This is a genomic window from Pararhizobium sp. IMCC21322, assembly GCF_030758295.1.
In the GTDB taxonomy this organism is placed as follows: Bacteria; Pseudomonadota; Alphaproteobacteria; order Rhizobiales.
The window spans coordinates 2056011-2072764 of the sequence record NZ_CP132335.1 but is presented as its reverse complement, the minus strand read 5'-3'; the positions used below and the strand labels follow the sequence as shown (position 1 = coordinate 2072764).

16 protein-coding genes are annotated in these 16754 nt (G+C 52.1%); 9 read left to right on the top strand and 7 right to left on the bottom strand.

Features of this window, described 5'->3' with window-relative positions; translation table 11 throughout:
* Positions 1–255 precede the first annotated feature (255 nt).
* The 8 genes from ccmA to ilvC all read left to right on the top strand — a co-directional run bounded on the left by ccmA (position 256) and on the right by ilvC (position 7903).
* A complete protein-coding gene (gene ccmA, locus RAL91_RS09980) occupies positions 256–906 on the top strand; it encodes a heme ABC exporter ATP-binding protein CcmA (protein WP_306261842.1) in 651 nt (216 codons plus the stop codon).
* Complete coding sequence (gene ccmB, locus RAL91_RS09975) at positions 903–1583, top strand: heme exporter protein CcmB (protein WP_306261840.1); 681 nt, start codon at positions 903–905, stop codon at positions 1581–1583. Before ccmA ends, ccmB begins: the two co-directional genes overlap by 4 nt.
* A gap of 38 nt (positions 1584–1621) precedes the next feature.
* Positions 1622–1849, top strand: a complete 228-nt coding sequence (locus tag RAL91_RS09970; RefSeq protein WP_306261838.1) for a hypothetical protein — start codon at positions 1622–1624, stop codon at positions 1847–1849.
* 271 nt (positions 1850–2120) lie between these two features.
* Complete coding sequence (locus RAL91_RS09965; RefSeq protein WP_306261836.1) at positions 2121–3653, top strand: cyclic diguanylate phosphodiesterase; 1533 nt, start codon at positions 2121–2123, stop codon at positions 3651–3653.
* Positions 3654–3767: 114 nt separating this feature from the next.
* Positions 3768–5087, top strand: a complete 1320-nt coding sequence (locus tag RAL91_RS09960; protein WP_306261835.1) for a class I SAM-dependent methyltransferase — start codon at positions 3768–3770, stop codon at positions 5085–5087.
* Between the two features lie 21 nt (positions 5088–5108).
* A complete protein-coding gene (locus tag RAL91_RS09955; protein WP_306261833.1) occupies positions 5109–5753 on the top strand; it encodes a glutathione S-transferase family protein in 645 nt (214 codons plus the stop codon).
* A gap of 441 nt (positions 5754–6194) precedes the next feature.
* On the top strand, positions 6195–6842 hold the full coding sequence (locus RAL91_RS09950; RefSeq protein ID WP_306261831.1) for a TetR/AcrR family transcriptional regulator C-terminal domain-containing protein: 648 nt from the start codon (positions 6195–6197) through the stop codon (positions 6840–6842).
* 41 nt (positions 6843–6883) lie between these two features.
* The gene (gene ilvC, locus RAL91_RS09945; RefSeq protein ID WP_306261829.1) at positions 6884–7903 is read left to right on the top strand and encodes a ketol-acid reductoisomerase; all 1020 of its coding nucleotides are present in this window, start codon (positions 6884–6886) and stop codon (positions 7901–7903) included.
* A gap of 112 nt (positions 7904–8015) precedes the next feature.
* Here the strand turns inward: ilvC and RAL91_RS09940 are convergent, their stop codons facing one another.
* Together RAL91_RS09940 and RAL91_RS09935 are read right to left on the bottom strand one after the other, a co-directional pair.
* A complete protein-coding gene (locus tag RAL91_RS09940) occupies positions 8016–9209 on the bottom strand; it encodes a D-alanyl-D-alanine carboxypeptidase/D-alanyl-D-alanine-endopeptidase (RefSeq protein WP_306261827.1) in 1194 nt (397 codons plus the stop codon).
* A 118-nt stretch (positions 9210–9327) separates the two neighbouring features.
* Complete coding sequence (locus RAL91_RS09935; protein WP_306261825.1) at positions 9328–9888, bottom strand: MarR family winged helix-turn-helix transcriptional regulator; 561 nt, start codon at positions 9886–9888, stop codon at positions 9328–9330.
* A 35-nt stretch (positions 9889–9923) separates the two neighbouring features.
* Here RAL91_RS09935 and RAL91_RS09930 point away from each other — a divergent pair, with 35 nt between their 5' ends.
* Positions 9924–10841: a DMT family transporter gene (locus RAL91_RS09930; RefSeq protein WP_306261823.1), complete on the top strand. Its 918-nt coding sequence runs from the start codon at positions 9924–9926 to the stop codon at positions 10839–10841.
* Positions 10842–11250: 409 nt separating this feature from the next.
* Here the strand turns inward: RAL91_RS09930 and RAL91_RS09925 are convergent, their stop codons facing one another.
* The 5 genes from RAL91_RS09925 to RAL91_RS09905 form a co-directional block, all read right to left on the bottom strand.
* Positions 11251–11994: a S8 family serine peptidase gene (locus RAL91_RS09925; protein WP_371932501.1), complete on the bottom strand. Its 744-nt coding sequence runs from the start codon at positions 11992–11994 to the stop codon at positions 11251–11253.
* Positions 11995–12015: 21 nt separating this feature from the next.
* Positions 12016–12776 (bottom strand): IS5 family transposase gene (locus RAL91_RS09920; protein ID WP_306258212.1). Its coding sequence is split into 2 segments (ribosomal slippage): positions 12016–12461 and positions 12461–12776, totalling 762 coding nucleotides; the frame shifts between segments, so codons are not numbered across the junction.
* Between the two features lie 33 nt (positions 12777–12809).
* On the bottom strand, positions 12810–14432 hold the full coding sequence (locus RAL91_RS09915) for a S8 family peptidase (protein ID WP_306261819.1): 1623 nt from the start codon (positions 14430–14432) through the stop codon (positions 12810–12812).
* Positions 14433–14447: 15 nt separating this feature from the next.
* Positions 14448–15437 (bottom strand): AAA family ATPase, encoded by a 990-nt coding sequence (locus RAL91_RS09910; protein WP_306261818.1) that lies wholly within the window; start codon positions 15435–15437, stop codon positions 14448–14450.
* A 266-nt stretch (positions 15438–15703) separates the two neighbouring features.
* Positions 15704–16648 (bottom strand): DMT family transporter, encoded by a 945-nt coding sequence (locus RAL91_RS09905; RefSeq protein WP_306261816.1) that lies wholly within the window; start codon positions 16646–16648, stop codon positions 15704–15706.
* Between the last annotated feature and the right edge of the window lie 106 nt (positions 16649–16754).

The window sequence follows — 16754 nt, the reverse complement described above, 5'->3', positions numbered from 1 at the left end:
CAGCCCTGTCCGGTGGCGGAAAATCAATGGTGATCACTGCATGACCCGGAGAGTGGGACATGCTGCTGCGCCATATTCTATAACGAGAGTCGATTGGCTTATAATAGATATATTGCGCTGTGACCAGAGACCCGGCTATCACCTTTGGTATGGCGCATGTGCCAGGAAACCCGTTAGGGCGAGTTAAACAGTGAACGTGTTCAGAATAATGAGATGCAATGGATGCCGGAACCAGAAATTTCGTGGACCGTTGCAATGCGTTTAAACGTCATAGATGTCGTTCTCGTGCGCGGGGAACGCCGCGTTGTTGGGCCTGTCAACTTTGACCTGTCAAAAGGTCAGTCCATTGCCGTGCGCGGGCCCAATGGCGCCGGGAAATCAACCCTTTTGCGCGCCCTTGCCGGATTGCTGCCTGTTGAAAGCGGAACCATAAATCTGGCGGGACAGGAGATCGATGATGACACGCCGCGCGGCGAACACTGTCACTATTTCGGACATCTCGATGGGTTGAAGAGTGCTTTGAGTGTGGAAGAAAATTTGAGTTTCTTCAAACAGCTCTATGGCACTGGCTCCTCTATGTTATCCATAGAGGAGGCTCTGCAACAAGTCGCACTTGCGCATACAATTTCGCTGCCCGTCGCCTATCTTTCAGCGGGCATGCGCAAGCGTGTGGCTTTAGCGCGCTTGCTTTTGAACAGGCGACCAGTGTGGCTTCTGGACGAGCCGACTTCGGCGCTGGATACCGCTTCTCAAGAGCGCCTTGGCGTAATGATGGGGGCTCACCTTGACGCCGGTGGAATAATTATTGCGGCCACCCATCTGCCGCTGCCCGGCGGCAGTGAAACTGTCCTGAACCTGGAGCCGGCAATGGCGGATACAAGCTTGGCGGAAGAGGTCTGGCTGTGAGCGGTTTTAATGCAATCCTGGGTCAATCCCTCAAACTGGCCTGGCGCGTTGGCGGCGGCGCGCTGCTTGGACTGCTGTTTTTTCTGGCGGTTGTCATCATCATGCCATTTGCGGTTGGGCCGGACTTGAAGCTGCTGGCGCGCATCGGCCCCGCAATTCTGTGGATTGGTGCATTGCTGGCAACGCTGCTTGGCCTCGATAGATTGTTTCAGGCGGATCTTGAAGACGGCTCGCTGGATATTCTCTATCTCAGCCCCCTGCCGCTGGAATTGGCAGTTTTGGCCAAAGGCCTTGGCCACTGGATTGCAACCGGCGTGCCCCTGATCATCGGAGCGCCTGTCTTTTCTCTTTTCCTCAATCTGGATGGGACCGCTATTGCGGGCGTCACATTGACCCTGCTTGTTGGAACCCCGGCGCTGGTCTTTATCGGCATCGTGGGGTCAACGCTGATGGTTGCCCTGCAGCGTGGTGGTATGTTGCTATCCATTCTGGTGCTGCCACTCACCATCCCGGTGCTGATTTTTGGTGTCTCGGCCGCCAATGCGCTGAACAGTGCAAGCGCAACCATCTCCACCCCCTTTTCCACGCCTTTTCTGGTTCTGTGCGCGCTGTCGCTGATCAGTCTGGTTGTTGGACCGGTTGCGGGCGCCGCAGCCCTGAGGCTTGCAAGGGACTAGGGTGCGGACCCTTTATGGGTGACGAAATAGCAGAACAAATGGCAAAGAGATGCAAGGAAATGCGCGCAGAGCGGGCTTTCTGCCCGGTCAAGCGCTTTGACGCCGCAGGTCGCAGCCATTTTTCTGTCCATCGGGGATCGGGCCTTTTTGCCCGCAGCCCGCGTCGCAAAGACTTGAAAGTCTTCAGACTTCCTGCTTCTTTGCTCCTGGTCTGCAAACAAACCGATCCCGACTATTTCACCACCCATAAAGGGTCCGCACCCTAATTGCGGGCCGGGATCAAGACCCTTTTTGCAGTTGCCTCCAACTTATATGGCAACGTTTACGTAAACCTAATGGTTTTATTGCATAAATGTTGAGATTAAGATTCTGGTTTCTCGACTATGTGTATGGTGCATATATCTTTTTTACAATGCTGAAATCTGAACGCTTAAGGTCCACAGCAATATGTTGAACCGCCTACTCAGCCAAATATTGCTCACAGTCGCAGTGTCTGTGCTTCTCGTCGTATCCGTGCATCTCATCCTTGGGAACATAATGAGCAGCTGGAACAAGGCTCAATTGCGCGATCTGACGGACCGCAGCATTGTGCGCATGGAACTGGCAGCGGACAGAGCCGTAACAACCATTGCTGAAATTCACATCAATGGATTGACGCAATGTTCCCCCAGCACAATCGAAGAATATCGGAAGCTGATTTTTTCGGTCGCGAGCATTAAAGATATCAGGCTCTCGGACGGACAACAGACATGTGCAGGCTTTAACGCTGATACTGTTTCACAAGACCTTGCAGAAACAGCTGATTGGGAGTCTGCCACCAATCCAACATTGCAATTTGCGGCAACCGGCGCTCCCAAAGATTCCCGCTTCAAAATCCGCTGGGCGGGTGACGAGTTTGATGTTGTTGCTGTTCTGAGCACCGGTGGCCTTCTGGACGATATTATACCTGCGGCGCTGCGCGAACAGGTTTCCATGAAAGTTGTTCTCAACAATGGCCGGACAGTTGCAGCTTACCAGCAAATCGCTGCCGAACCGGATTTGGTTGCAGATTGGGAGCCGGATTTTCTGGTTAACGCGGAATCCCAGCGCTATCCCATAACGGCCTATACTTCGGTTTCTCCGGATTTTCTCTGGAACTGGCGTAATTTCACATCGCTAGAAGTTGAGCTTTTGATTGTTTTGTTCAGCATCATTATCGGTTTTTTGGTCGGACGCGCTGTTTTCCGGCCCACCGGTGCGGTCGGAGAGATTGATGCAGCCCTCAAGAACCGCGAATTCATTCCCCATTATCAGCCGATTGTTGCCCTGAATTCGGGCAAAATAGTCGGTTTTGAAATGCTGGCGCGGTGGCAGCGGAAATCAGGCGAGATGGTAACGCCGCTGAAATTCATTCCGCTTATTGAAAATTTGAATCGGGTTGACCGACTGACGTTTGCCTTGTTGCGCCAGGCTGGCGCAGAAATTGTGCCGCTGCTGCACGAAAATCCCAATTTGAAGTTCACTTTCAATGTCACGACTGATCAATTTCTCAGCCCACGTTTTTTTGTTGATTTGCAGGAAGTTCTGATCGTCGGAAACTTCCCGATGAATTGTGTGGTGCTGGAAATAACCGAGCGTCAGGAGATGGCCGATCTGGAATTGGCCCGCAAGACCGTACAGCGCTATGCGGAAAAAGGAATTCGCATTGCGATTGATGATGTAGGAACCGGCCATAATGGCCTGTCCTCCATTCAAACTCTTGAAGCGGGTATTCTAAAGCTCGATAAATTCTTCATTGACGGAATTGTGGAAAACGAAAAATCCCGTCTCATGGTGGAGATGCTTTGTCAGTTGGCCAAAGAATACAATATGAATGTTGTGGCCGAAGGCATTGAAACTGCCGAGCAGGCAGCGGTTACGATGGCTATGGGTATACATGAAGCTCAGGGCTTCTATTTCTCACGCCCGGTTCCGGCAGAGCAGCTTTTGGAGCAAGTCAAAGAACTGACGATCGTCAAGCCTGCGAATGACAAAATTATTTTGCCGAAAGCTGACGCGGTACCTTTGGAACTAACTGCCCAAGCCAGCTAGAATACATGTCCTGCATGGGATGCGACCTTTATTCCGCCATTTGCGCGCCTGATTATTTGACCCTATGATTATCCGACACAAATGTCGCCATACGGGCCGGGGCTCTATTCCCAAATGAATTCCAAACAAACTTCAAAACTGCGCCAGGCTCTGGAAGAGGTTGCCTCTTACATTGCCCCTCATCTGGACGCGCCTCTTTGCCTGAAATTGTGGGACGGGTCTTCGTTTTCTCTTGGCACGCAATCCACCAATGGCTCCACTCCGCAACTGGCACTTGTCATAGCGGATCCAGGCGCGGTGCCATCGCTGCTGCGGCGTCCGACACTGGACCGGATCATCCGGCTTTATGCCCATGGCAAGATCGATTTTGAGGGTGGCACACTCATTGATATCGGCGAGGTTCTGGGCGGCAAAAGCAGCCGAAAGCGACTGAAGGCCATCTCGAAACGAAAATTGCTCAAAACCCTGCTGCCGTTTGTCACCATGCCGGGAGCAAATGTTTCCGCTTCCCGCAGCTTTGAAGGCGATGAGACGGGCAGCAACCGCAAGACACGCAATGAGCGCGACAATATCGGCTTTCACTACGATGTCAGCAATGAATTCTATAAGCTGTTTCTGGATGAGGCGATGGTCTACACCTGTGCCTATTTTTCGGACTGGTCGCATGATTTGGAAAAGGCGCAGTTCGACAAGCTGGATATGATTTGCCGAAAGCTGCGGCTGAAGCCCGGGGAAACCATGCTGGATATTGGCTGCGGATGGGGCGCACTGATCTGCCATGCAGCCAGGCATTATGGTGTCCATGCACACGGCGTGACCCTGTCTCAGGACCAATATGATTATGCGGTCAAACGCATTGCCGATGACGGCTTGCAGGACAAGGTATCCATTGACCTGATTGACTACCGGCACGTCACAGACAAATACGATAAAATTTCTTCCATCGGCATGTATGAACATGTCGGCGTTGCAGCACTGCCGGAGTATATGTCCAAGATACGCTCATTGCTGAAACCTGACGGATTGTTCCTCAACCATGGCATTACGAGACGCGCCAAACGCAAGGCAACACGCTTTGCCAACCGCCCTGAACAGCGCGCATTGGTGCGGTACATCTTTCCCGGTGGCGAATTGGATGACATTGGCAACACCTTGCAGGAACTGGAACACGCCGGGTTTGAAGTGCATGATGTGGAAGGCTGGCGCGAGCATTACGCGCTCACAACAAGATTTTGGTGTGAGCGCCTGACAGCCCGGCGTGAAGAAGCCATCGAGATAGTGGGCGAACAGACCTATCGCATCTGGGTGGCCTATCTGGCAGGCTGTTCTCTCGCTTTCACGCGTGGCTCTGCCCGCATCTACCAGACACTTGCGGGACACAATGCCAAAGGCCCATCAAGCGTGCCGCCAAGCCGGGCTGATCTGTATCGATAGGCTGTGAGGATCTGATATATCATGCTGAAAATCTGGGGTCGAAAAACATCGTCAAACGTGCAGGCCGTGATGTGGTGCATTGCCGAGTTTGGATTGCCTTTTGAGCGCATTGATGCCGGGTTCAAATATGGTGTGGTGAATACGCCAGACTATCTGGCCATGAACCCCAACGGCACGGTGCCGACGCTTGTTGACGGCACAAACCCGCCGCTGTGGGAAAGTGGCGCTATTCTGCGTTACCTGGCCAATATGTATGCGCCGGAGACTTTCTGGCCTGCAGACCCGGCTGCCCGTGCTTTTGTGGATCAATGGGCGGAATGGTCAAAAGTCAATTTCACACAAAGTTTCACCGGACCGATTTTCTGGCGGGTTGTGCGCACAGCCCCTGCCCTGCGTGACCCGGTGGCGATCAGAAACGCTCTCGCCACGCTTGATAAGAAGCTGGACATTGCCGAAGCGCAGTTGGCGAAAACACCCTATCTCTCCGGACCAGAACTGACCCTTGCGGACATCCAGTTCGGACATTGCCTCTTCCGCTATTTCACCATTGATATTGAGCGTCGCGACCGCCCCGTCCTGACGGCTTACTACAATGCGCTGACAGACCGTGCGGCATACGCTGACCACGTCATGGTTCCCTATGACGAGTTGGCTGTTGAGGATTAGCGCAAGGCAAGTTTGGTCTTATCGATTGTCTGACCATGCCGGCTGGTTCCGTGGGTCCTCGGAATAAATCCAAGGACGACGCGGAGAGCGTCTTCAACAGGACTGACTATACGCCGACACCTTTTACCCAAATTACGCGCCCACAACACACGCAGTCATTCTCGGATTTATTCCGGGAATCCACATATCAGCCTGACAATTGCGCTATCCAAACTGGCTCTGACAGCTTTCAAAATACAAGATTTTTTTCACGATAGATGCGATGACGTCGAGCGCCAGACATCAGCCTGCATTCCATCATCCAAGTTTTTTGATTCCCTACTTGCATCTGCAACGGGAAAACTATAGAAATTGCGTACCGTACGGTACGGTACAGTCTATTTTTAGAAGTTGCCAAAAGGTTTGGCGCAATAGAAGCCTCCCGGATTTGGATCCTGACGTTTGAACAATTTGGCAACCTTACAGCGGATTGAAACCGCCCCTGATGACTGGACCGAGCGCCAGCGGCAGGTGCTGGATGCCACCCTGTCCCTGCTGATTGAAAATGCGGCCAACATCACCATGATCGGCGTTGCCCGGCGGGCCAGCTGTTCCAAGGAAACGCTGTATAAGTGGTTCGGTGACCGGGATGGGTTGCTGGTTGCCACGGTGCGCTATCAGGCGTCCAAGGTGAAGGTTGAGCCGTTTGACGCCGAGGGCATGAGCGAAGCCAAGCTGACCTCGATTTTGCTGGGTTTTGCCACCGATCTGCTGACCATTTTGACCAGCGAAATCTCGATTGCGCTGAACCGGCTTGCCATTGCTCAGGCGCATCAGGGCGCTGACAGCATCAATATGGGATCAATTGTGCTGCAGAACGGACGCTTTTCCACCGGCCCGCGCCTGAAACCGGCTTTGGAGGCTGGCATGAAAGCCGGGCTCCTGCGCCGGAGCGACAGCGAAGATGCCTTTCGCAGCTTTTACGGCCTTGTGGTGCGCGATGTTCACATTCGGGTTCTGCTCGGGGACACAATGAGTTTTACAGAAAATGAAATTTCCACCGAGGCGGACCGGGCCGTCCAACAGTTCTTCCACCTATACGGGGCGTAAGCGCCGTCAACAAAGATAACCGCAAACACGAGGAAAAAATCATGCGCGTTTATTATGACAGAGATGCAGATGTTAATCTGATCAAGGAAAAGAAAGTTGCCATTATCGGTTACGGATCACAGGGCCGTGCACACGCGCTGAACCTGAAGGATTCCGGAGCTAAAAACCTGGCCGTGGCTCTGCGCCCGGATTCAGCGACAGCCAAAAAGGTCGAAGCTGATGGCCTTAAAGTCATGTCTGTGGCGGAAGCTGCGGCCTGGGCTGATCTGATGATGATGGCCACGCCTGATGAATTGCAGGCCGATATCTATCGCGACCATATTGCGGGCAATATCCGTGATGGCGCTGCCATCGCATTTGCACATGGTCTGAATGTTCACTTCAATCTGATCGAGCCGACAGACAAAATTGACGTTGTCATGATCGCACCAAAAGGCCCCGGCCACACAGTGCGCGGCGAGTATCTGAAAGGCGGCGGCGTGCCTTGCCTGATCGCGATTGATCAGGATGCGTCCGGCAATGCCCATGATCTGGCGCTGTCCTATGCATCCGGGGTTGGCGGCGGCCGTTCCGGCGTTATCGAAACCACTTTCAAGGAAGAGTGCGAGACTGATCTGTTCGGTGAACAGGCGGTTCTGTGTGGCGGTCTGGTCGAGCTGATCCGCGCCGGTTTTGAAACACTGGTTGAAGCCGGTTATGCACCGGAAATGGCATACTTTGAGTGCTTGCACGAAGTGAAGCTGATTGTTGATCTGATTTATGAAGGCGGCATTGCCAACATGAATTACTCAATCTCCAACACAGCTGAGTGGGGCGAATACATGTCCGGCCCACGTATCGTGACATCCGAAACCAAAGCTGAAATGAAGCGCATTCTGACAGACATTCAGAGCGGCAAATTCACATCCGAGTGGATGCAGGAATGTAAAGCCGGTCAGGCCCGCTTCAAAGGCACACGCCGCTTGAACGATTCCCACCAGATCGAAGAAGTCGGCGAAAAACTGCGCGGCATGATGCCTTGGATCAAATCCAACGCATTGGTCGACAAGGAAAAGAACTGATTTTTCAGTTTTGACAATGAAGGGGCGTAGCTTTGGCTGCGCCCTTTTTTAATGGCAATACATAGCGCTTGGCGGGTTTGCCGACTTTAATTGATCTCTTGAGCCTAATGGCTCACAACCCGCGTTCGATGGCGCGCAACAGCCGAAATCTCAACTTGCCCTTGCCACCGCCCAGTGAAATGACAAACCGCACCAGACCATGTTCCGATGTTTTGGCGTAGCCTGCCAAAGTACTTACATCGGAGAGCGTGCCAGTCTTGTATCGCGAGCCTGCCTTTGTCTTTCGAAGCAGATTTGCATGTGGCGCAAACAGATGCAGCATTTTTGCAAGACCTGCCGCCGTGAATTGGTTTTCGCGGCTGATGCCGGATCCCTCGACCAGATAAATTGCGTCGGCTAATTTGTGTTTGGCAAGAATGTCCTGAGTGACCTTCAACGATTTCTTCAGACTGACCGGACCACCCAGACGGTAAGCGCCAATCTCCAGGAAAACCTGATTGGTGATATAATTATTCGAACCAAGCAGCATGGCAGCCAGAATTTCCGGCAGCGCGCGCGATTGCCGGTGCACATAGATGGGCTTTTGCCTTGAAGGCAGCGCGCCAATCGATATGTCTCCCTCAACCTCTCCGCCTGCCTTGCGGATAAACGCCGCGAGAAGCTCTCCTGCATAAAGCGCGCTGACATGCCGGTCCTGTTGCGCCAGGCTGATGCGCCCCTTGCCATTTGGCCCCCTTGCGCGAAACTGGCTGATGGCCAAAGGCGTGATCGGCGTCTGCTTTTCCGCCGAATGGACGGTCTTGCCCCTACGGACCGCATAGATGGTATTGAAATTCACCGCGAGCGCCGAATTCAAGGCATCATACGCTTCGTCAGTGTCTTCAATACCGGGAATGCGCAGATCATCGGGGTAGTAGCTGGTGTCCAGGACAATGCCACTGAACGGGTCCGTATTGGTCGCTTCAAGAAGTTTTGGTGCAAGCAGAGCCAGCTCCTCAGAAATCAAAAAGGGGTCTCCCCCACCGCGCACGTAAAGCACCCGTTTTTTGTCGAGGTAAAATTGCGTCTGAAACCGGTGATCCCTGCCGAGCACTTCCATCGCCAGCCATGCCGTGGCGATCTTGGCAACGGAGGCCGGGACAAATGGCTGATCAGCATTTTGAGCCACCAGTGCCTCGCCTTTTTCATCCAGCACCAGCACCAGCCCGGACGGTGCAAGGGCAGCAATCTGGTCTTTGATGTCAGCTCTGGCTGGAGACAAAAGCAAAAACACGATGCAGATAACGTTCAAAAGGCGAAACCACATAACAACTCCGGGATAGGCTGGTGACGATACTTGCGAAGACATATGAATGCGTTTGAACCGCAGGCATAGCAGATTGCTTGACGTTCAAATAGGCCAAAGCATTTGGAGGCGACCCGCATTATCGCTTTGAAAGCGCCGCCTCTATGGATTGGCACAGCATGCGCAGGGCGGCCTCGGCTTGTTTGAACTCAGTCTCATCCAGACCCGACAGCATGTCCAATTCCAAACTCATGTCAGCCTCAAACGCCTCATCAACCATAATCAATCCCTTTTCACTCAAGCTGACAAGCTGGCTTCGGCCATCAGTTTTGTTGTCTGATCGCTGAATAAATCCCTTTTGTTCCATCCGATTAAGCCTGTTGCTGAGACCACCCGAGGAGAGCATCAGGCTTGTGTAAAGATTGGTCGGAGACAGGGTAAAAGGGGGACCGGACCGGCGCAATGTCGCCAGAACATCGAACTCGCCGCGATCCAGACCATGTTTTTGCATTGAGGCCAGAATGGCCGGGCCGGTGAGATGTGCAATGCGGTTGATGCGCCCCAGCACAGCCATTGGCGATGTGTCGATATCAGGTCGTTGTTCCGCCCATTGGGCACGCAACCGGTCGACATGATCTGGTTTTTTGGAATCAATCATGACTGACAGAATAGTTTTACCTTTACATAAAGACAAATCCATTTATCTTTCGGTAAAGACAAATGGATTATGCCAAAATGAAAAACCGTCTGACGCTTATGGCCAGATCTCCAATGTTGCTTCTGGTCGGCAGCAGTTTCGTGTTTGCGACAAAAATCATGGTCGCAAAAGCTGCCCTTTCTGCGGGGGCTCTGCCGTTCCAATTGGCATTTGTGGGGAATCTTGGTGCCGGCCTACTGGTCTTTGGCCTTATTCTGAGGTCGGGGGAGCGCATTCCGACCAGTCGCGCCCACATATTGCTCTATCTTGGGCTGGGCATCATCAGCTTTGCGGCACCAACCGTGCTGTCATACGCCGTCGTGGACCGCGTCGGCCCGGCCTATACGTCCACCGTCTACGCGCTCTCGCCCATTCTCACCATGTCTTTCGCGGCGGGTCTGGGCATCGAGCGGATGTATCTGCGACGGTTCCTGGGGATATTAATCGGCCTGACCGGCATGTTGATTTTGGTTCAACAGCAATTCACGCAGATAGATACTGATGCAACATTATGGGTCGCACTCGGCCTTCTGATCCCCGCATTTGCGGCCATCGGGAATGTCATCAGGTCAAAATTTTGGCCAGCAGGCACTTCGGCACTGGCATTTGCCGGTGCCACCCTTCTGACATCCAGCGTGCTGGTCTTATGCATGGCGCCCCTGTTCGAAGACCCTCGCACTTGGGAATTCTCCCTGCCGGTTCTATGGGGCTGGATCGCCCTCATGATTGCCGTATCGGCCATTTCCTACGTTCTGAATTTTCAGCTTCAGAAAGTTGCCGGTCCCGTCGTCTTCAGCCAGATCGGCTATTGGGGAACAGGTTTCGGCGTCGTGCTTGCTGCGCTGCTGTTCGGTGACGTTTTGACAGCGCTCTCGCTGATTGGTTTGGCGGCGATTATTTGTGGCGGAGTCATTGCAAGGCGAGCGGCAGGCAAAGGGCATACCGCACCGACGTGAACTGGAAAATCAGGGCCACGGCGGCCTGCCCTATTGGGAACGTGCATTGAAGTTCCAAAACCGGCAAGGGCCCTTGAATCGCTCCAACGCTTTGGTGGACAAAGAACTGACTTTTCAAACGATTGAAATTGAATGTTCGCGGCTTTGATTGCGTATTTTGAGATGTAAAGAATTGCGGCTTTCTGGGTTTCTGGAGAATTCAACCGTTTCTCATGTGTTTACGGTTTCGTCGTAAGCAGAAACATTCACAAATGCTCTTTCAATTGCAATGTTGGGCGGGAAGCGGGCATTCACGGCGCTATGACCGAATGTCCGTTTTCATCTGAGCTCCGTGAAAGCAATAGTTTTGGGTATACTTCCTGAGGGACCGGCGTGTGGAACATCTCAATGAGGAAATACTCATTGGTTCTTATACCGAAACACGTGCACGTAGTCGTTCGTACAAGCGCACTTCCGCTTCCTGCGCAATTTCGACAACAATAGAATACGCTTGATTACCCGCATCGCCGAACCAGCCTGACTCGCAGCGGACCACCAGGTGATACTCATCACCATAACGTTCCACTTCACGATGAAACGTCACCGTTGCCGTCTGGACTGTTCCCTTTTCACGCGCATTCGGGCCTGGCTCCAAATTACATTGAAATCTTCCTGCTAATTCGGGCCGCTTTCCTTCGACTTGGGCTCTTCTACGAAAATGATCTCTAATCACATCGTCGGGACAGCCACGTATAAGACGGAAACTCATCCCTGTATCCAAATAATCTGCGCGAGTATGACGAACTGGCGGATCATATGCCATCGTCACCTTGATAGTCCGGCGTCCTTCACCAGTCTTAAATGGCGCTGGAATGGGTACCTTGTAAATCGCGAAATGATCAATTTGTAAACTGTCTTCAGCGTATAGTACAACTCGATCATCATCTGAAAATGCAGCGCGCTCAAGATTGGGTAGTCCGTGGCCACAAATTTTTTGCGCAGCGTCTCCCGTCAATCCAGACAATCGTATGGCGGCAGCCTCAGGAATACTCGCCGAACCCACCATCAATGCTCTAACCAAATTTGCAGAAGCTTGGGGTAACCGTGTTAATATTTGGGAAGCGCTATATGCAGCTAGCGGTGTCGAGTAGGATGTTCCGGATCCAGAGGTCACCAACCTATCTAGGGTCAGGACTCATTGATTGATCCAGAAGATCACTGTTGCGGCGATGCAGATTGCTGAGAAGTAGGTATGGGCGCATCGGTCGTAGCGGGTCGCGATACGGCGCCAGTCCTTGAGTTTGCCAAACATGCGTTCGATCAGATTGCGCTGTTTGTACAATGCCTTTGAATATGTGGCCGGATTATTCCTGCCTGATCTTGGCGGAATGCAGGGCTTGATGCCTTTTGCTTTCAATGCTGCGCGGAACTCGTCGCTATCGTATCCTTTGTCCCCGATCAGCGTTTGGGCGCTTGGCATGGCTGGGTACAGCAGCTTGGCACCCAGATGATCCGACATTTGCCCTTCGCTCAAGGCCATCATGATGGGCCGTCCCTTGCCATCGGTGACAGCGTGAAGCTTGGAATTTAACCCGCCTTTGGTGCGACCGATGCGACGGGGAAGAACCCCTTTTTTTGAAGGCTTGCCGCAGTGCGATGAGCCTTCAGGTGTGTGGCATCAATGATCAATGTATCTGGCGGACCTTCCTCGGCCACCAAACTGCTGAATATACGATCAAAAACGCCCAGTCCGCTCCACCGCACAAACCGATTGTACAGCGTCTTATGCGGCCCATAATCAACTGGCGCATCGCACCATCGAAGGCCGTTTCTGATAACGTGGATGATGCCACTCAGTACACGACGGTCATCGACACGCGGGATGCCGTGCGAAAGTGGAAAATGTGGTTTCATCCGCTCAAGTTGCTCTTCGGAAAGCCAAAACAAAGTGCTCATCTGTGATCCTCCTCGATTGGAAGGAATCACAAATCACTGCCGATGGGAATCCCAAATTTTAATGGGTCCTGAACCTAGATAAGCGTGATGAAGTGCCAGTACACCCGCACTTGGTAGATCATCACCCTGCCTCAACCGCATAACCGTGGCGTCGTAAACCATTGTTCCGCCGACCTCCACGAGATCTGGTTTGATTGATCCTGCCATACCTGGCCCAATTCGGGAAAATGGCGAAGGCTCTCCTTCGCGTGTAATAGCTCTGACATTCGGAAATGCAGCTAAGTTTCCATCGATACCTTCGCCGTGAGAAATGGAACCAACTGTCATTACATTCATGGCACCTGCCGGTTCAAAGAAACGGTTTGAGTCTTCCATCAAATAAAGCGGATAATCGGTGATTCCCTCCTCAACACGGTTGCCGCTCCGTGGCCTTCGATTGCCAGAAGATACAAAGATAACAACATCAAGTTCGCGCGCGAGCTCATCGAGAGTTGCTGCCCATATTCCAACTTTACCCCCTTTGTATGGAAGTTTTCTGTCCCCCAATGATATGACAAATATTCGGCAATCAAATTGTTCATTCAGGCCAGTGATAGCATCGCGCATCTGCGTTGGAACAAGGCGACGATTGTCAAATTGACCGTTTCCATTGACTACCTTTGCAGAACACAATCGTGCGCCAGGGTTCATTGTGCCAGCGTTGATTTGCGCTCTTATATCCCCGAAGGCAGCAATTGATCCAACCCTGGTTCCGTGCCCAAAATCGTCTGCGGTTCCTAGTGTTGCCGGGACAGCAATTGATCCGACTAAAATATCGGCCAACATTGGATGATCATTTATACCGCTATCGATAATACCAATAATTGGCGCGTCATCCGGCAATGAGTTCGGAACGGGCATACCACCCAGTTCCATCTCAAGTGCTTCTTCCGTTTCGAAGTCAGGTTGTGGCGGCAAATCAATTGTGGCAATTTCTTCGATTTTCAAAAGCGATACAAGTAACGCGCCCGAGATATGAGCTCTTGCAACGGTTAAGGAAGGGCCTACGTACCGGTCTGTAACTTCGCCACTCTTGGCTATTATATAGTCTTCAATCTGGTTGAGTTTCCTTTCCCGTGCTTCGCGCCTTCCAATTTGCCAAACCTCTATATCGACCCAGTACATTTCGTCAGCAACGAAATCAGCAATCTCCGCAAAACCATCTTCCTGAAATCGCGGGCCAACACGATCCTTCGGTTGAACCACACCGATGGAATCGATTGCATGGATGAACCCTTGATACGAAGGGTTCTTCTGCCCCTTTGGGATTTCACCTGAATAAGCATCAATTCGAGCAATTAACTGGTCCATTTCCTCTCTTGAGGAAAACAAGATGAGAGATTTATCCATGTCACTTGATACAACTGTGAGTCCAAGCTTTGCCCATTCTTCTTCCATCGACGCGCCGGTCATTGAGACGCGCAAGATCAATGACGGGTCAACCATTTCCGGTTTGCGGCGTTGCCGTTGAACCTCAATAGCCTGATCAAGTTGCTCTCGAACTTTCCCCGGGTGAGTTGCTCTATCTCTAGCTGGGGGTGGTCCACCACCGCCAGTTTTCCTGCGCTCCAAGCGCTCAGGAAGACGCACGAGTTTCAAGTGATCATAACGCGCCATGTTGAAATGTTTCCGTTACGACTGAAGGGCTTGGTTTTTGGATCTGCGCCTTACTTCATCTGTTAAGGCGCGGTTGAAATCACGCTCGCGTACCTTTGAACGACTTTCAATCACCATAGACTTTATCGATTGTAGGCAAACACGCTCGATCTCAGCATATGAAAATCCTTCCAATTTTCGAGACCAGTCTGCAGGGTTGAATTCAGTTTTCACATTCTTGAATTTCATTATCAAATAACGGCGGACCATGGGCAGTTCAGGTTTTTCGAACCAGATAACCTCGTCAAATCGTCTCCATACCGCTGGGTCCAGTGCTTTGTCGTGATTGGTGGCCGCTATTAGAAAACCTTTCGGTTGCAGTCTATCAATGAATACCAAAAGGCTATTGACTACGCGTCTGAGCTCATTGTGTTCACCCTCGTCTGAACGCGATCTTGCAAGTGCATCAAATTCATCAAAGAAAATTACACAGGGTTGCGTGCGTGCCATATCAAAAACCTTACGAAGATTACTAGCGGTCTCTCCCAGATATGACGAAATCAATCGATCAAGCTTTACAATATAGAGCACCAATCCCAGTTCCGCAGCAAAGACTTCCGCTGCCAGTGTCTTGCCGTTACCCGGAGGGCCGCAAAACAGCAATTTGGATCTAACGGGTAAACCGTGTCGACGTATCTCATCAGATTTACGATATTCTTTTTGAAGGCCTAATAAAACTCGAACATTGGGTGCGCTCAATACGATGTCTGACTTGGATTTTTCTGGTTCGATGCGCTCTACAAAATCACCCGCTGCGTCAGGAAATGGCAGAAGAGGAGCTAAAGCCGAATGGCGCTTTGGCTTCCTACCGGCAAGAGGCGCATCAAGGGACTTACGAAGGGAATCTGCGAGAACTCTGTTGTTCTTTTTCTCCTCCTCACCGATGATTTGTTCGGCCACGGCCCTAAATTCATCCTCTCGGCCAAAGCTGGCTAAGAGTTTCTTCATGAGTTCACCGCGTGCCATTGTCTGCTCTTATCTCCCGATCCAGTATTAATAGTATGACCAATTTTCCGATCACGCCAGCAATCTATTGTCAATTCACGGTTCCATTGACTCATTTTTTGATGCCTGTTTCAATAATCCGATGATATAGGTGTCGACCTTTTTGGAATTTCACCTTTGACCTCAACCCGGCAACCTCCGCTACTTTTGAGCGGAGCTCATCCTCACATTTTGAGGACTGGTGGGCATGACTTGAAAGTCGGTTATGGGCCGAAACAAACGCCTGCCTAAGATTGCCCCCTGCCCGCGTCCGCAGAGAACTTTCGAATGAAAAACGACAACAACCGTCCGTCCGTCACTGCGAAGCCCAGGCCGATGATGGCAAAGCCGATCCACGCCTCTGGTCCCATTCGCTCCCCCAGAAACAGCACTCCAAGGGCAATTGCGAAGGGGGGAACGAGCAATGTGACCAGCATCAAATTGGCGGCTCCGGCCCGTGCGAGAATGGCGAAATAGAGGACATAGGCCATCGCCGTCGACAAAGTTGCCAGGCCCAGCAGTGCACCCCAGACGCTTGCGGACAGTGCAAGGTTTGGCGGGCCGTCGACAACAAGCACAATCGGGATCATCAACACGGTGCTGCCGATCAACATTCCGAGTGCGTTCATTAGCGGCGGATGGCCAGCCAGTGCTGCTTTTCCCCAAACACTGGCGAATGCGTAAGACAGTGTTGCGCCGAGAATGGCGAGTTGAGCCAGATTGGTGAGATTGAATTCAGTCAGCGCATTGGGGCCCATGATAAAAGCCACACCGGCAAGACCCAGCACCGCACCAAGTATTTTCTTTGCCGTCAAAGGCTCATCCTTCAGCAGCAACCCTGCGGCCACCGCCGCAAACATGGCTGTGGTCCCGTTCAGAATAGAGGCCAATCCGCTTTCAATCTGTGTCTGCCCCCACACGATCAACGAAAATGGAACCGCATTATTAAGTGCGCCCATGACAAGATAAGCGCCCCAAACACTTTTGGAACGGGGAACGGCAACCCGCTTCAGATACACAATCACGGCCAGGATTGGCACGGCCCAGATGACTCTGTGGAGGGTAATGGTGAGCGGTGGCACTTCACGCAGCGCTATTTCATTGAAGAAAAACGATCCACCCCAAATCGCTGCCAGCATTAACAACAAGCTTGTCGATTTCACATCCAGTGTGGGCGATGTGGCGTTGGTCATGTCGAACGGCTCCAGAGGCATGGGTTGCTGCGTTCCAGTACCGCGACCGATCTTAAAGTGACCACCCGTTTCTTGCGGGAAGCGAACTTACACTGCGCGAGATATC